Origin of the sequence: Marinomonas algicola (genome assembly GCF_014805825.1) — a bacterium.
GTDB lineage: Bacteria > Pseudomonadota > Gammaproteobacteria > Pseudomonadales > Marinomonadaceae > Marinomonas > Marinomonas algicola.
Map to the genome: position 1 here is coordinate 613,138 of NZ_CP061941.1, position 16,406 is coordinate 629,543.

At 40.3% G+C, this 16,406-nt stretch carries 19 protein-coding genes; 12 read left to right on the plus strand and 7 right to left on the minus strand.

Going from position 1 to position 16,406, the window contains the following annotated elements:
- Window positions 1–112: 112 nt before the first annotated feature.
- Complete coding sequence (locus tag IEZ33_RS02740) at window positions 113–418, minus strand: isoamylase early set domain-containing protein (protein WP_191602204.1); 306 nt, start codon at window positions 416–418, stop codon at window positions 113–115.
- Between the two features lie 323 nt (window positions 419–741).
- Between IEZ33_RS02740 and IEZ33_RS02745 the strand changes: the two genes are divergently transcribed.
- Window positions 742–891 (plus strand): hypothetical protein, encoded by a 150-nt coding sequence (locus IEZ33_RS02745; RefSeq protein WP_191602205.1) that lies wholly within the window; start codon window positions 742–744, stop codon window positions 889–891.
- A gap of 71 nt (window positions 892–962) precedes the next feature.
- Here IEZ33_RS02745 and olsF read toward each other — a convergent pair whose 3' ends face one another.
- The 5 genes from olsF to IEZ33_RS02770 form a co-directional block, all read right to left on the minus strand.
- On the minus strand, window positions 963–2,702 hold the full coding sequence (gene olsF, locus IEZ33_RS02750; protein ID WP_240009613.1) for a bifunctional ornithine lipid synthase OlsF: 1,740 nt from the start codon (window positions 2,700–2,702) through the stop codon (window positions 963–965).
- Between the two features lie 125 nt (window positions 2,703–2,827).
- A complete protein-coding gene (locus IEZ33_RS02755) occupies window positions 2,828–3,304 on the minus strand; it encodes a LabA-like NYN domain-containing protein (protein ID WP_191602207.1) in 477 nt (158 codons plus the stop codon).
- 12 nt (window positions 3,305–3,316) lie between these two features.
- Window positions 3,317–3,508: a hypothetical protein gene (locus tag IEZ33_RS02760; protein WP_191602208.1), complete on the minus strand. Its 192-nt coding sequence runs from the start codon at window positions 3,506–3,508 to the stop codon at window positions 3,317–3,319.
- A 130-nt stretch (window positions 3,509–3,638) separates the two neighbouring features.
- Window positions 3,639–4,340, minus strand: a complete 702-nt coding sequence (locus tag IEZ33_RS02765; RefSeq protein WP_191602209.1) for a ChrR family anti-sigma-E factor — start codon at window positions 4,338–4,340, stop codon at window positions 3,639–3,641.
- A gap of 5 nt (window positions 4,341–4,345) precedes the next feature.
- On the minus strand, window positions 4,346–4,918 hold the full coding sequence (locus tag IEZ33_RS02770; RefSeq protein WP_191602210.1) for a sigma-70 family RNA polymerase sigma factor: 573 nt from the start codon (window positions 4,916–4,918) through the stop codon (window positions 4,346–4,348).
- A 354-nt stretch (window positions 4,919–5,272) separates the two neighbouring features.
- Between IEZ33_RS02770 and IEZ33_RS02775 the strand changes: the two genes are divergently transcribed.
- The 11 genes from IEZ33_RS02775 to rlmF all read left to right on the plus strand — a co-directional run bounded on the left by IEZ33_RS02775 (window position 5,273) and on the right by rlmF (window position 15,409).
- Window positions 5,273–5,740, plus strand: coding sequence for a nuclear transport factor 2 family protein (locus tag IEZ33_RS02775; protein WP_191602211.1), 468 nt, complete (start codon window positions 5,273–5,275; stop codon window positions 5,738–5,740).
- Window positions 5,741–5,812: 72 nt separating this feature from the next.
- Window positions 5,813–6,565 (plus strand): SDR family NAD(P)-dependent oxidoreductase, encoded by a 753-nt coding sequence (locus tag IEZ33_RS02780; protein WP_191602212.1) that lies wholly within the window; start codon window positions 5,813–5,815, stop codon window positions 6,563–6,565.
- Window positions 6,566–6,612: 47 nt separating this feature from the next.
- A complete protein-coding gene (locus IEZ33_RS02785; RefSeq protein ID WP_191602213.1) occupies window positions 6,613–7,863 on the plus strand; it encodes an NAD(P)/FAD-dependent oxidoreductase in 1,251 nt (416 codons plus the stop codon).
- A complete protein-coding gene (locus tag IEZ33_RS02790; protein WP_191602214.1) occupies window positions 7,864–8,667 on the plus strand; it encodes a DUF1365 domain-containing protein in 804 nt (267 codons plus the stop codon).
- A gap of 15 nt (window positions 8,668–8,682) precedes the next feature.
- A complete protein-coding gene (locus IEZ33_RS02795) occupies window positions 8,683–9,972 on the plus strand; it encodes an SAM-dependent methyltransferase (protein ID WP_191602215.1) in 1,290 nt (429 codons plus the stop codon).
- Between the two features lie 32 nt (window positions 9,973–10,004).
- Window positions 10,005–10,601 (plus strand): DUF2878 domain-containing protein, encoded by a 597-nt coding sequence (locus IEZ33_RS02800; protein ID WP_191602216.1) that lies wholly within the window; start codon window positions 10,005–10,007, stop codon window positions 10,599–10,601.
- 62 nt (window positions 10,602–10,663) lie between these two features.
- Window positions 10,664–11,386 (plus strand): hypothetical protein, encoded by a 723-nt coding sequence (locus IEZ33_RS02805; protein WP_191602217.1) that lies wholly within the window; start codon window positions 10,664–10,666, stop codon window positions 11,384–11,386.
- Between the two features lie 40 nt (window positions 11,387–11,426).
- Window positions 11,427–11,987 carry a DUF3833 domain-containing protein gene (locus IEZ33_RS02810; RefSeq protein ID WP_206696894.1) on the plus strand — a complete coding sequence of 187 codons (561 nt, stop codon included), beginning with the start codon at window positions 11,427–11,429 and terminating at the stop codon, window positions 11,985–11,987.
- 247 nt (window positions 11,988–12,234) lie between these two features.
- Complete coding sequence (locus tag IEZ33_RS02815) at window positions 12,235–13,860, plus strand: EAL domain-containing protein (RefSeq protein WP_191602219.1); 1,626 nt, start codon at window positions 12,235–12,237, stop codon at window positions 13,858–13,860.
- 53 nt (window positions 13,861–13,913) lie between these two features.
- Window positions 13,914–14,261, plus strand: a complete 348-nt coding sequence (locus IEZ33_RS02820) for a DUF6164 family protein (protein WP_191602220.1) — start codon at window positions 13,914–13,916, stop codon at window positions 14,259–14,261.
- A gap of 155 nt (window positions 14,262–14,416) precedes the next feature.
- A complete protein-coding gene (gene rlmF, locus IEZ33_RS02825) occupies window positions 14,417–15,409 on the plus strand; it encodes a 23S rRNA (adenine(1618)-N(6))-methyltransferase RlmF (protein WP_191602221.1) in 993 nt (330 codons plus the stop codon).
- A gap of 61 nt (window positions 15,410–15,470) precedes the next feature.
- On the opposite strand, the gene IEZ33_RS02830 is transcribed toward rlmF, so the two are convergent.
- The gene (locus tag IEZ33_RS02830; protein ID WP_191602222.1) at window positions 15,471–16,382 is read right to left on the minus strand and encodes a pseudouridine-5'-phosphate glycosidase; all 912 of its coding nucleotides are present in this window, start codon (window positions 16,380–16,382) and stop codon (window positions 15,471–15,473) included.
- Window positions 16,383–16,406 lie beyond the last annotated feature (24 nt).

The window sequence follows — 16,406 nt, forward strand, 5'->3', positions numbered from 1 at the left end:
AAATGAACAGAAAATTAATTGGTCGTTATATTTTTGAATAAAATAAACAATAAAAAAGCACGCTAAATCAAAGGTTAACGTGCTTAAAAAAAGATATTAATGATGTGAAGGTTTAAATTGATAATAAACCATTTTGCTCTTTTCCTATATTTGCAGGCACATAGCGGTCTGCATTTTCATCATTTATCCATACTTCGCCATCAAGAACATAGCGAAATTGGTAGTCTTCATTGATTTTTAAATCGATTGTTGAGGCAAAATTACCGGTCTTTTGTTTTTTTAAAGGATTGGCCGATGCATCCCAGTTATTAAAATCACCAACAACGGAGACTGTTTTCGCTGACTCGGTTTCATTTTTAGCGAGTGAAAATTTGACTTTGCAGATGGGCTTACTTTTAAGATACTTTTTCTCAATCATGTTGATCTCCACATTCTTTAGCTTACTAAACCTACATTTTAGCAAGACTTAGGCCATGTCTTAGGTCGTGTTGTTAATCTGTCCTAGAGTACAAGTTTAATGTGACAATCAGGCTAAAATATAAAATTGAGCGTTTTTTTGTTTTTATGCTGTTCAAAAAAAGTACCGTTTTCTGTTGCTTGCCCATAGGCGGTGCAAGTTAGCTTAACTGTAACATCCGATTTATGGAGGCTCATTTGCTGTTTAAGTGTTGTAAGTCATCTCGTTGTACCACACGAAGTGCTACACTCAATTGTCATATGAATGAAAACAGGAGAATCGCAATGAACCCAACTAGCATCGCGCTTTGGTCTTTAGGTGTTTTATTTGTATTGAAATTGATTGGTTATCTGGTTTATAAACATTTGAGTAAAAAAAAGCGCCGAAATGATAAGCAAGAAATGAGTAAAGAGAATAGCGACAATAATAAGTGAGCTTAAACAGAATAATCGCATGTTTGATTGCACATCATTACTCTTTAAACTGGATGATGTGCAATCTATCGTTAGGTTAGATCCGCACTGTCCTCTAAGGGGTTGATCCCTCGATAACGTTTATTTTTGGCGTCTTTAACTTGGCTTAGATCAACAAGTACAAGACCATCGATACAAAAACCAAAGTCAGCATCAACGCCAAAGTCTAAAAATCGAACGCCATTATTGTCGCATAATTCACTGTACTGTTTGTATAAAGTGGGTACCGAAACGTTTAAATGATTCAGCTGTTCTTTCAGTGTTTTAAAGTCTTCGTCGTAGGCTTTTCCCTTGATGAGAGAGGTAACGTAGTTCTTATTATCTAAAGATATTTGATAAGGGGAAAAAGACGACGCTAATGAATCTGTATCTGGAAAGTGCACTGAATAGAAGTAAACCAGTAAATCTTTTGCTAACTGGGGATAGTTATTACTTAGGCTCACTGGTCCAAATAAATATCTTACTTCAGGGTGGCGGTTTAAATATGCTCCTATACCGTACCAAAGATAATCTAGACTTCTCTTCCCCCAATATTTCGGCTGGACAAAACTGCGTCCTAATTCAACCCCTTGTTCTAAATAAGGAATCATGTCGGGTGACAGTTGGAATAGATCTTCGGTATAAATAGCGTGGGTACTGCCACTTTTAATGTATTTATTAATTTCTCCGATACGGTACGCGCCAACAATTTCAAGTTGCTCTTCATCCCAAAGAACCAAATGTCGATAGTATTGATCAAACTTATCGAGGTCAGCGCTTTGTCCTGTGCCTTCTCCTACCGTGCGAAACGAAATCTCTCTTAACCGACCAATTTCCTTGATCGTCGAAGATTGGTCGAGATAGTCGAATAAATAAATGTGTTTCCCGTCTTTGGTGCTACCAAGAAACTCGGAATGACTTAATTCCGCTTTTATTCGCTTGCTGTCTTGTGGGTGGGAAATGGTGGTTTCCGTTTGTAGCAGTGGCTTTTTACCCTTTGCAATACGGTAAAGGTGGCGCTTGACGAGTTTATTTTTTTCTTTATTACTCAGAGGTAATTTGGCTAATTCTTGAATCGGAATTTGTTGGCCTATTTGAATTGGCACATGGCGATTCTGCTGTTTAAACATTTCATGGGCAAGCTGAATAGTCGATAAAGGGCGGTAAATAATAGAGCTAGTGTAAAAGAGCAGAGAGTTACGGCCGTTAATATAAACAGGGAGTAGGGGGCTATTGGTTTTTTGAGCCAATTTTAGGTAACTTGCACTCCATTTTTGATCTTTAATGCCACTGGGTGAGAGGCGGGAAACTTCTCCAGCGGGGAAAATAATGACGGCTTGCTCTTTTCGCAGACAGTCAATAATGTTTTTGAGCTGTTTACTGCTGCTTTTCCTTGAAAGATTATCGACAGGCAAGATCAAATTTTTTAAGGCGTCAAAATGCATCAACATGTCATTAGCTATGATTTTTACATCATTTCTGACTTCACCGACAAGCCGTAATAACGCTAAGCCGTCAAGTGCTCCCAAAGGGTGATTGGCGATAATAATAACGCGACCGGTTGCCGGAATATTTCGACGATCTATCTGACTGGCTTGATAGTTAAAGTTAAAGTGATTTAACACGCGATCGATAAACTCGAAGCCTAAACAATCTTTGTTTTGATCTAAAAAGTTATTTACTTCTTGCTCGTGAAATAAATGCTTCAAAATTTCCAGTGTTGGTCTGGTAAATAATGGGTGTTTTTGCAGGAAGTTGGGGGACTTTTCCGCAATAATTTGCTCTATGTGCATCAACGTAATGTCTCCAGTGCCCTAAATTGACAGAGTGAATCTAGAGTAGAGTGAAGAAGTGACATTTAGGTGACAATTGAGTTTCAAAAATAAGACGAAATGCTATTCAGAATAGTGAGGGAGGATTAGTTTAAAAGCAGAGACGCCTCAATTTCTCGAAAGACATCACAAGCACGTATAAGTGATTGAGCCGTGAGTTTATTGACACCATACACCCGCGTAGAGACCGCGTGTTTGTCCTTGACATGAGTGAGTAAGCGATCAAAATCACCATCACCAGACAAGAGGATAATTTCATCGACTTTGGAGGCATTGTCTAGCACATCGATTGTGATGCCAACATCCCAATCGCCTTTGGCCGAGCCATCACTTCGCTGAATGAACGGCTTAAGCTTGACATCAAACCCGATGCTTTTAAGTATGTTTTGAAATTGGTGCTGTTTACTGTCGCCGCGATCAATCGCATAGGCAAAAGCACAGTGGACTTCTCCTATCTGGCTAATTTCACGCCAAAATGTGGAATAATCAAAGTGCTTGCCAAATGTGTGTTTTGTTGTGTAGTAAATATTTTGTACATCAACAAAAACCGCGATTTTTTTCAATGCAATTAACGACTAGGATTTTTTGTTTAGGGTAATGTGCTTAGGACCTGCAACACTGACTTGTCCGCTCACTCCTGATTCGATTACATCTATTTTACCACCTGATGCTAAGAAGGCTTCCATTTGAGATTCTATTGACGCTGATGTTTCGGATGCCGCAGGTTGCTTTTTCTTAGATGTCGAAGATTTAGGTTTGGCTGCCATGATTTGGGCCTTCCATGTTATAAATTGAATCCACAGTATACCCTATTTTTAGGTCGGGGTCGCCTACAGATAAAAAGCCTGTGACAATCGCGTGTATCACAGGCTTTTATGGATTTATATTTATTGAAAACTACCCTCTATATGGGTGTACTTTACGTAACACTGGATTCAGTAAACGGGTTAAAAAACCAGTAAACTGGATGGGTGCATCGACCACAGTTAAACAAATGCATTCGGCGTCCCGAGTGACGACAGGCTGATGTGTATCTTGCTCATTAAGTTGAACAAAATCCCCTCTCTTGTAAATACCGCTTTGATCGGAGAAACTTCCTTCTAAAACCAAAGTGAACTCATCACCTGTGTGTTTATGAGTAGGTATATGGCTACCCGCCTTAACCCGAGTAAGCGCAATTTGTGTGCCATTTTCCTCGTTAGATAAAATAGCGGTTTGGAATGAAGGCGATATACGTATCCAATTTAATGCATCATATCCGTCTGGCACAAATTGTCTAAGGCTTCTTGGAACATTGTAACCTTCTGGATCTTCTGCTGTGTGTTTCTGTGCAGAAGCGTTTGCTTTCTCTGTCGCTTGGTTCTGTGCGTCTAATCGAGCAAAGAGAGCGAGTTTCAGTTCATCGATATTTGAGCTGGTTTTTTCTAACGGCTCTATTTCATCGAATAAAACACTACCAACTTGCTCCAATTTCTTAATTTGCTTACGACATTCTTGGCACTGCTCTAAGTGAGTGGCAATGCACAATGAGTAAGACAAGGCGAGGGAGCCCGCCGCGTAGTCGGTCAATAGTTCTATGGTCGGATGGTAGTTAAGCATAGTGACTACCTCTTAATGTAAATAGTGAGTTTATGTAATGCCAAACGAACACGAGACTTAATCGTGCCAAGTGGCAATCCAAGTTCTTCAGCCGCTTCTACGTGAGTTTTACCTTCTAAGTAAACTTTCGCTAAGACTTGCTTTTGATCTGTGGGCAATTGCGCTAAGCCAGCATTGATCCGCGTTTTATCTCTGGCTTGTTGTGCATCCCTAAATAAATCGACACGGTCATCTTCGATATCGCCCCATAAAAGCTCAGGATCAATGTGCGATGTATGTCGTCCATTTTTACGCAGATAATCAATACGAGCATTACGAGCTATGGTAAAGATCCATGTGTTTAGCGAAGCGGCAGATGGATTAAAGGTATCCGCTTTATTCCACACTCTGATCATCACTTCTTGAGCAATATCGTCTGCCATTAGGGACGCTCCGGGCTGCGCGGCCAAACAAAAACCTCTAATTTTTGGGACATAATGATCAAATAAGCGCCCCAATGCGGCTTGGTCACGTTTTGTGGCGACTGCAACAATGTCATCTGCCAGTGTCGAGTCTTGCTGGCCTATCGCTCTGTTCATTCTATGTGACTCCAGAGTGTTGAAGTAAGTAAGTAAGATAATTATATATAGTGACTTTAACGAAATAGTACAGCACAAAAGCCTGTCTAACAGTGTTACTTCCTATAAATTCAATACTATTCATTATGAGAACATAAGGCTTTATACGTCCAGCAAAACCCACTGGATCACTTTTATTTGGGTTTAAACCTACTCACTTTTATTTGGGTTTAAATCTACTGAATAGCCCGTTGTGCTATTTTTCGAGTTTCTATTAAGTGCTTGGTGATCCAAAGAAGAGGAATCAGGCGTATAAGTAATGAAACGCTAATCCAAACTATGGCCGATTTCTAGCCAAGGTACAGGTAAAAAGATATGGAAAAAGTAAGTCCGAATAATGATGCCGCGAGCAGGTTACACCAACATGCATTAATCGACCGCTTTAAAGCCTTTTATAAGGATGTGAAAAACCCTCCTTTGAATGATATGGGGGACGTTTATTCTGACACGATTCATTTTAAGGACCCTGTTCATGAAGTGCGAGGTATGGATGCTCTGTATGCCTACATGGAAGACGTTTGTCACAGTGTAGAGAGCGGTCGTTTTGAGTATTTGGACGAGTTAGTAGGAGAGGGCAAAGCTTACATTAAGTGGAATATGTACTTCAAGCACCCAAAACTTGGCAATGAAACTATTGTGGTTCGTGGGATGTCACAGATTCAATTTAATGAACGGATTTATTACCACGAAGACATTTATGATTTGGGTGAAATGCTTTATGAACACATTCCGGTGGTTCGCTTTTTAGTAAAAAAATTGAAGCAAAGATTGTCTAATCAATGATCTAAATATTCGTCCAATCGACAATTCTCATCACATTTTTTCAACGCCAGCATGAATAAAGGTTGCCACATAATGCAAGCGAAAACGGCTCAACTTAAAAATGAAACAATTTGGATTACCGGTGGTAGCTCTGGAATTGGATACGCCTTGGTTGCAAAGCTAGCCGAGCACAATAAGGTTATTGTCAGCGCAAGAGATCAATCTAAGTTAGAGGCCATGTCTGAAAACTTACCAAATGTGTCTTTTGTGGTGTTTGATGTCTCCGATAAAACTCAGATTGACAGGGTAACCAATGAGTTAAGCCAAATCACGCCACATATAGACAGAGCCATTTTAAATGCTGGGCATTGCGAATACCTAGATATTGACCAGCCAGATTGGGACATTATGGAAAGAATGATGGCGGTAAATTTTTTAGGTATGGTGAATTCGTTACACGCTTGCTTATCATTATTAAAGAAGGCGCCTCATCCTCACCTTATTGGTGTCAGTTCTCAGGCCATTGCGGCACCCTTTACCCAAGCCGAAGGGTATGGTGCGTCAAAGGCCGCGATACAATACTGGTTGGCGTCTTTACGAATCGATCTGGTCAAGTTCAATATTGATGTAACCAGCATCATGCCAGGCTTTGTTGATACCCCACTAACACAAAAAAACACCTTTGATATGCCTTTTATAATGAATTCTGAGCAGGCCGCGACCAGAATTATCGACGCCATTGATAAGAGAGTCCTTAATTGTGCTTTCCCTAAAAGGCTTTCGGCCATGTTGTGGTTTGCGAGAAAAATGCCCCGTTCTTGGATGAAGTTGCAACAGCCAAAATAAGCCTTCATCTAAACTAAAAATAACGAATAATACCTAAGGAGAATTAGGTGAAAATAGCCATTATTGGAACAGGTATTTCCGGTTTATCAGCGGCCTACCATTTATCCCAGTCTCATGATATTACTCTGTTTGAGTCCGCCGACAGAATTGGTGGTCATACGGCCACTATTGATGTGGATTATCAAGGAAAAAAATACGCCATCGACACGGGCTTTATTGTTTACAACGATTGGACTTACCCTAAGTTTATTGAGCTAATGACGGCCTTAAATGTAGAGTCTTCGGCGACTGAGATGAGCTTTAGTGTCAGTTGTGAATATTCCGGTTTAGAGTATGGCGGTAACAATTTAGATACTTTGTTTGCGCAACGCAAAAACCTATTCAATCTCCCTTATCTACGCATGTTAAAAGACATTGTGAGTTTTAATAAAAGTGCGATTGAGGATCTGGAAAGCGGCCGCTTAGACGAATCAACCACCTTAGGAGAATATTTAAAAAAACAAGGTTATGGAAAACTGTTCGCTAGCCATTATTTAATCCCTATGGGAAGTGCTATCTGGTCATCGACTTTGGCTGAAATGTTGGATTTTCCTCTGGTTTTTTTCGTCCGATTTTTTAAGAACCATGGATTGTTAAGTGTCAATAATCGCCCCCAGTGGAGAGTAATCAAAGGCGGCTCAAGAGCGTATTTGGAACCACTAACGGCCGGTTTTAAGGACAGAATTAAACTCAACACTCGGATCAAACAGGTCGTTAGAAACAATGACGGTGTCGAAATTTATTTTGATGACCAATCTCATGATGTGTTTGATCAAATTGTCTTCGCTTGTCATAGTGATCAGGCGCTTTCACTACTGAATGATCCCTCGGCAGAGGAAACCCGTATCTTGAGTGCTATGCCGTATCGAATGAATGAAGTCGTTCTGCATACGGATGACAGCATCTTACCAAAAGCGAAGAAAGCTTGGTCTAGCTGGAACTACCATTTAGGTGAAGACAGTAATCGTCCTGCTACACTCAGTTATAATATGAATATTTTGCAAGGTATCGAAAGCAATACCACTTTTGTTGTGACTTTGAATGATGATGGAAACATTGCAGCAGATAAGGTAATAGGTCGTTATCACTATGCCCATCCGGTCTTTACGTTGGAAGGTATTGCCGCCCAAGGTCGTTGGTCTGATATTAACGGTGTCAATAAAACGTGGTTTTGTGGGGCTTATTGGCGTAATGGATTCCATGAGGATGGTTGTATGAGTGGAATACGTGTAGCTGAAAAAATACAGGAGATGCATTAAGTGAACTCTCAACCCATGGGGCTGAAAAGCGGTATCTATCATGGTTGGGTGCGTCACCGTCGCTTTACGCCTAAGCAACATGATTTTAAATACCAGGTTTTTATGATGTATTTAGACCTTGATGAATTGGATAAGGTATTTTCTCAATCCTCTTTATGGTCAATGAAACCCTGGGGGGTTGCTCGCTTTAAACGCGCTGATTATTTGGGTGACCCTAAAACAGATCTTGCGCAGGCCGTTCGGGAAAAAGTAAAAGCAAGCCTAGATATAGAGCTTGATGGCCCAGTTCGAGTGCTGACCAATTTGCGTTATTTTGGTTTTATCATTAACCCTATTACTGTCTACTATTGTTTTGATCAGGTGGGCGCTTTACAAGCCATGGTGTTAGAAGTAACGAACACACCGTGGGGAGAAAAAATTCAATATGTTTTAAATTGTGATCCAACGGGGCAAACGCAGCGTATAAGTTTTAATAAGGAGATGCATGTATCACCATTTCATCCAATGACACACTTTTATGATTGGCGAAGTAATTATCCGAACGAAAAAATCGCCGTTCATATGGAGAATAAAACCTGCATCGAGTCTGAAGATTTAGAAATTAATAGCGTGGTATTTGATGCCACATTAAGTTTGCAACGAGAGGAGATTTCTTCGGTAAGTTTACGGCGTATTCTGTTGCGTTATCCAATGATGACGCTGAAAGTAGTAATGAGTATTTACTGGCAAGCTTTTAAACTGTTCAAAAAAGGCATACCAGTTCAAGACCATCCTAAGAATGCCGCCGCAAAACAGAAGGAATAGAGGGGTCAACAGTGTATGGGTTCAGTAAATATCGCCAATCAAAAAGTGAGTGAAAGACGTTCCTCAAGCTTTTTAGATAAATTGGCTAAAAAGTATGTAATGAGAGCGCTAAGTAAACTTCGGGTCGGTCATCTTATCATAGAAGAGCATTTTCATGAGCCGGGTGAAGCGGATGAAAGAGTGTTTCATTTTGGTGAGCATAAAGACAGCGCAAAATGCATTGCTCATATCCACATACACGATAGGGCGGTCTATTGGGATATGTTTATGAATGCCAGTATTGGAGCGGGTGAAGCGTTTATGTTGAATCGTTGGACAACCCCTGATCTGCTAGCCGTAATTCAACTTATGGTAAAAAACCTCACGTTAATTAATAAGATGGATGGCGATCGTCCTTTTTTGAATCGAATCGCTACTAAGATTGCTCACGTGGTTAATGCCAATACTCAGAAAGGGTCGAGAAAGAATATCTCGGCGCATTATGATTTAGGTAATGATTTTTTCTCTCTTTTTCTAGATCCAACTATGATGTATTCCGCTGCGGTTTACCCTCACGCAAAGGCCACGCTGGAAGAAGCATCCACTTATAAATTAGATCGTATTTGCCAAAAATTAGAGTTGACCTCTGACGACCATTTACTTGAAATTGGTACCGGTTGGGGGGGATTAGCCGTGCATGCCGCTAAGTATTATGGCTGTAAGGTAACGACCACAACCATCTCTCAAGAACAATATGATTTTGCTAAAGCACGAGTTGTTCAAGAAAATCTAACGAATCAAGTAACCTTGCTACTTGATGATTATCGAGATCTGACTGGCCAGTACGACAAACTGGTTTCCATCGAAATGATCGAGGCCGTTGGTCATGAGTACTATGACAGCTATTTTTCTAAGTGCAGCAATCTACTTAAAGAAGACGGCTTGATGCTGATACAAGCGATTACCATTGCCGATCAGCGCTATAATTACGCTAAAAGGTCCGTGGATTTTATCCAACGATACATTTTTCCTGGTGGTTGTTTGCCTTCAAATGAAGTCATCGCATCTAAAGTGTCGAAAAAAACCAATTTACAAATTGTTGCGGTGGAAGACATTACGGAACACTATGCGGATACACTAAAAGATTGGCGTATTGCGTTTATGCAAAAAAAGCATCAAGTGCGTGAAATGGGGTTTGATGATGTTTTTTGTCGGATGTGGGAGTTTTATCTTTGCTACTGTGAAGGTGGTTTTAGAGAAAGGGCAATTAGTACAGGGCAGTTTCTATTTGCGAAACCTGACTGGCGTTTTCCGGCCAATCGATAGTCATTATTCCACTTCTATTAGGACGTTAAATTATGGCGAATTCATTAAGAGAAAAAGAGACTGACATCGAAAACGACAGTTTAAAAATTAATTCTATGCCATCGGATGTTGGCAATGCCATTTTTTTTCAAATTGTTTGGTTTATTTGTGTTGTCACTACGGATGTAATGTCACTTATAGCGGTTGCTGTATTACTGATTATACATTCTCGTTTTATGATTCGTGATAATCGTGAATGGTTGTTTATTTTAGGGTTTACCTCAGTCGGCATTTTAATAGACAGTTTTTTACAAAGCGTAGGCGTGATCCAGTTTTCTAAAGCCATAGAGGTCAGTGGTTCTGTTTCTATCATTCCTGTTTGGATGATGTGTTTATGGGTCGCCTTTTCTACCACCTTAATGCATGGTCTTTTCTGGCTTCATGGGAGGTTTCGATTTGCTATGTTAATAGGCGGTTTTGCTGTTCCTGGAAGCTACTATGGCGGCCTTATCTTATCGAGATCTTCCGCCATAGAGCCGATTTGGATTATGCTCATTATTGTCGGGTTGATTTGGGCGGCGCTTCTACCATCGGTGTTATTCATGGCTCAAAAATGTGGTTTAACGCGGCTTAGAAAGGTCCCTCTTTAATATTTTCCCGTTCCACCCAAGGGTTAGGCTCTACAATTCATCATCAAAAGGCTGATATGTTCATGATAAAACCGTCCACAATGTTATTGGGAGCCTTACTTTTCAGCTTCTCCAATCTTTCGCTGGCGCTAGATAAGGTTGATCAACTCATTACAGGTCGTGCTTATGATCTGAATACCGGTGAATTATTGTATACCGAGACCCATGAAAAGCCGTCTCTAAAGGAACATATTGTGACTTATCGTGAAGCGTCAGGAGAGGTGTTCGCGACCAAAGTCATTCAATATTCATACTCCCCCCTTGTACCTGATTTCTATCAAACGAATAAACGTAATGGTGAAGTCATTGATGTTAAAACCGAAGTGAATGATCGGTTAATAGTCAATTATCAAGCGTCGGAAAGTGACAAAGTAAAATCCAAGCAGATCAATATCAATAACCGCTTAATTGTTGATGCCGGTTTTGATAATTTTGTTAGAAACTATTGGAATAACTTAGCAAAAGGCGATGATTTAAAGGTCGATTTTTTAGCGCCAACACGCCAGATTGTCGCCCCTTTTAAAATAGTAAAAGCATCCTGTAAAGAAGGGGAAGACGATGCCCTGTGTTTGACTATGTCGCCAGATGCATGGTGGCTTAAGCTGGTGGTGGATCCCATTTACCTTGCTTATGATTTCAATACTCAGAATCTCAAGCGTTATTTGGGACGTGGAAATATTTCAGAAACGAATGGTGATTATCTATCCGTAGACATTCATTATCAATACCAAATAAGTACAGATTGATTCAGTAATGAACCGCCTAAAAGACAAATGGAGAAGGGTCATGCGCACTATTAATAGAGTAAATGTCAGCCGAATAGTGGGTTTGTTTACCCTGGTACTGTCATCATTATGGATTGCTTCGTGTTCTTCTGTAACGGTAGAAAGCTATTCTGGAAATTCCCCAAAACTCATTGTAGATGAATTTTTTGACGGTGACCTTAGTGCCCATGGCGTGGTGAAAAATCGTTCTGGAAAGGTGATTCGCTATTTTACGGCGGACCTAAAGGCTTACTGGAAAGAGGGTATCGGAACATTAGATGAGTCCTTTGTCTTTGACGATGGAGAACGACAAAAGCGTATTTGGACATTAACACCAAACCAAGGCAAAGGTTACACAGCAACAGCGGGTGATGTTGTTGGTTCAGGTGATTTAATGACATCAGGCAATGCTTTGTTTATGAAATACGTCTTACAGGTTCCTTATAATGGTGACCTTATTAATGTAAACGTAGACGATCGCATGTATTTAGTTGAAGATAATGTGCTATTGAATGAGTCAATACTGACAAAATTTGGTTTTCATGTCGGTTCGGTAACGTTAGTGATCCTAAAAAGCCCCTAGTCTGAGTGGTATTTGCTATCATAATGGAAAGCACCATAATGGGTTAGCGCATCCATTTCGTTATAACCTACTCGTGCCAATAAAAAGCATTTAATAGGCGAAAACTCGTCTAATAAATTGATTTAAATATCAAAATACCTAGCCGTTATTAATAGACGCGACATTATAAACCTTTGCAAACTGCATTATACCTAGATATATTCAAAAGTAAGACGTGCTAACTTCTTTGATTATATTTGAGGCCGGATTGATTTATTCTCCTTTAATGATAGGTTCTTCAAGTTTAAGTCGTTTTTACAAAACCATAGCGACTTCCCTATCTTATTACTTTTTTTTCATCTTATTTTGCTGGGGTGTATTTTCTTTATGGGAAACGCAGCGTGAGTTAGAAAATAGATCTCATTATGCCGCATTGATAATTGAACGCTTCCTAACATCCCACAAAGACGAGTTAGCGTCTTTGATCGTAGATCCAACAGAGTCTTGTAATGGGTCCACCGTGGACTTTTTAAGAAAGAAAACGTTTCAATCACCTTACGCTAAAGAACTGAGTTTAATTAAGTATAATGAAGATAAGCAGTTGAGTGTCTTCTGTACAAATATGGGTGAAATGGACATTCTCATTTGGAAAACGATTCAAAAAAGGTTGGAGAAAAATAGCGAAAATTTCACTATTTCATATACAGAAGCTAAATTAACAGGAGAACCTTCTCTTTTTGGTTTCTATCTCAACGGGCGAGGGTATGGTTCAAACAGTGTTATGCCATCAGGGCTACTGATTAAAGAAATTTTAAGTGAGTTAAAAAATGACGTTGTTTTCCGGTTCCATATCGGTAAAAAATTACTTTATAGTTCCCCTGTTTTATTAGATATAGGCACGGACCCTATTGAAAGATCGGACGGCATTTGGTCTGCATCGACGCATCAATTTCTTAATAAGGAAATACGGTTAGAGTCTGCCATTACAACCGATTATTTGATTGGTCGTTTATGGTCGAATTCCATTCTATTTCTATTTATTTGGATCGCCTGTGCGTCCGTGACCCAATTGGTCCTACTTTGGTACAGGGAGTATTTTCACTCGTTTAGACGTTATTTGAAGGTAGCGATAGAGAATCATGAAATGGAGTTGCATTATCAACCCATCATTGATGTGTTAAATAAAAAAACACTCAAAGTTGAAGCGCTATTGCGCTGGAATTCTGAGCGTTTTGGCTATGTTTCCCCGATATTAGTCGTGGAAAAAGCCATCGAATACTCTCTTATGGTAAACCTCACTAATATGGTATTCGCTAAAGCCGTACAGTTTGTGCTTCGAAACGATAAAAACTGCGCCGATATTATGGTTAATATTAATATTGATAGAGAGAGCTTTTTGAATGTGGATTTCATTAACCAGGTCGTCGTGACAATGGAAGCGAACCCCGCGTTAATAGGTCGAATTGGCTTTGAGGTGACTGAGAACAATGGTTTTAATGATGAAGAAATGAAAGTGGCTTTAACACAATTTCAACGATTAAAAAGGTGTGGAATTGGTTTGTCCATCGACGATTTCGGCACGGGGTATTCCGGACTGGATTTCTTGCGGCAATTCCCCTTTGAGGTATTAAAAATAGATAAGGTCTTTATTCAAAATTTGAGTAATGACAAAGTCACTACTCAAATTTTGGAGCATGTGATCACGTTGGCCCAAGAGCTTGATATGGCCTTGGTTGCTGAAGGCGTTGAGACAGAAGAACAATTGTCTTTAGTCACGGCAATGGGGATTCACTGCATTCAAGGCTATTACTTTAGTAAACCTCTACCGGAAGAGCGTATTTTAGAATGGCTGGTAAATCAGGGTAGAGATCTAAAGACGGTTGCATTGTCCTAATACAAGGTCATAATAGCGGACAAATTGTTAACAGCGAGTTTGCGTGAGTTCTTATGGCTAAATTGGTCTTTGCTTTGAAATACGTTCCTGATGACGAGGCGGCTTGTGTTCGACAAATTCTAAGCGAACATCACATTGAGTTCTACGAAACAACAGCGGGTCGCTGGCAAATTTCTCTCGCGGCACTTTGGGTACGTCATGACGCCGATTATCAAAGGGCGAGAGAGCTAATATACCAAGACCAGCTAAAAAGGCAGCAAGTCTACCAAGAACAAAAGTTGGCCTTTTGGCCTGCTACGTTATCCCATTTGAAAGAAAACCCGCTGGAATTCGCGTTTACTGTGTTTGCAATTGCATTTGTTACGGGTCTATCAACATTGCCTTTTTTTCTTACTTTATAGCCATGATAGGGTCATTTGTAAATGACTGTCACTGTAATCGAGCGGGTAAAAATTAAACGAGTGTTTTAGTTCTTTATTTTTTATTTACCTTGGTTCTGGATCTATCTTGTAATTTGATACATTCATTCATGAACAAAAATAGCTGATCTTCAAACATGAAAAAAAAGCCAAACATAAGGCAAAAAAAATCGTTGGATAGAGCGCCCTTTCCTAAAAACAAGCTTGAGCTCCATCCTCGAAACCCGCATAAAATGCGCTATGATTTTTCTTTGCTTGCCGATTCTTGTGCAGAATTAACTCAATATGTGGTGAAAAATGCCTATGGGAATGAGTCAATTGACTTTGCTAATCCATTGGCGGTAAAAGCCTTAAATAAGGCGCTATTAAGCCATTTTTATGGTGTCCCATTCTGGGACATTCCGGCGGGCTTCTTATGTCCTCCTATTCCAGGAAGAGCCGATTACATTCATTACTTAGCGGATTTACTGGCCGACTCCAACGATGATCTTATTCCTCGTGGTTCCACGGTTAAAGCGCTTGACATAGGAATGGGGGCGAACTGCGTTTACCCTATTATAGGAAATAGAGAGTATGGCTGGAAATTTGTTGGTTCAGACATTAACAAGATAGCGATTGATTCGTCCAAAATGTTGATTAAGTCAAATACCAACCTTACCGGAAATATACAGGTGCGTTTACAAACCAATAAAAACGATTTTTTTAATGGTGTATGGCTTGCTAATGAAAGGTTTGATCTTACTCTGTGTAACCCACCATTTCATGCTTCAGAGTCGGCCATGAAGTCAGAGTCAGAGCGTAAATGGCGCGGCTTAAAAGGGCAGCAAAAATCGACCTTGAATTTTGGTGGTCAATCTGATGAGTTGTGGTGTGATGGAGGAGAGGAACGCTTTATTTGCCGGATGATCCAAGAAAGTAAAGCCTATCACGATCGCTGCTATTGGTTTACCTCTTTGGTAGCTAGGCAGAGTAGCTTATCTGCAATATACAGAACACTGGAAAGTGTAGGAGCCGTTCAAGTTAAAACAGTCGATATGGCTCAAGGGAAAAAAGTGAGTCGTTTTGTGGCTTGGAGTTTTCTTGAATCGGACCAGCGAGATTACTGGCAAGATACCTATTGGACTGTTTGATAGTGGGAGTCGGATGATACGAGGCTGAACAGGTTTTCTCAGCCTCGTATCATCATCTCGCTTATTTAGCCATTTCCACGGCTACAGCCGATGCTAAACGGGCGTTGTTATAAACCAATTGAATGTTGCTCGTTAAGCTGTTACCGCCAGTCAGTTCGGCCACTCTAGCGAGCAAAAAGGGCGTTGATTCTTTTCCGCCAACACCTTGTTCTTCTAATTCTGTTAATGCTTGCTGTATGGCATTGTCTATACTGGCTTTATCCATCGCAAACTCTTCTGGGATTGGGTTTGTGATAACGACACCGCCATTTAATTCCATAGACCATTTTGCCTGTAAAAAATCAGAAATTTGCTTGGCATCGGTCAAGTTATAATCAACAGTATAATCACTTTCGCGAGTATAAAAAGCAGGTAAGGAATCGGTGTTATAACCTATCACAGGAACACCTTGAGTTTCTAAGTACTCTCGAGTCAGAGCTAAATCAAGAATAGACTTAGCGCCAGCACAAACAACGGCGACATTGGTTTTTGCCAGTTCCTGTAGATCAGCAGAAATATCAAATGTTTTCTGTGCGCCGCGGTGAACACCACCAATTCCTCCAGTTGCAAACACCTTGATGCCTGCCATCGCTGCAATAATCATAGTGGCCGCGACCGTTGTTGCACCATGCTGGCCTTTTGCGATCACGAAAGGTAAGTCACGACGAGAGCATTTAATAACAGATAAGCCAGCTTTGCCTAAAGTGTCTATTTCATCATGACTTAAGCCGGCTTTTAAGCGACCATTAATAATGGCGATTGTGGCGGGTACGGCGCCATTCTCTCTAATCAAATCTTCGACTTTTTTAGCCGTTTCAGCATTTTGCGGCCACGGCATACCATGGGAAATAATGGTGCTTTCTAGGGCGACAATTGGTTTGTTGTTAGCGAGCGCGTTGGCGACTTCTGGACTAATATCGAGAAATTTATTCATGGTTACTTCCAACCTCATTGAATT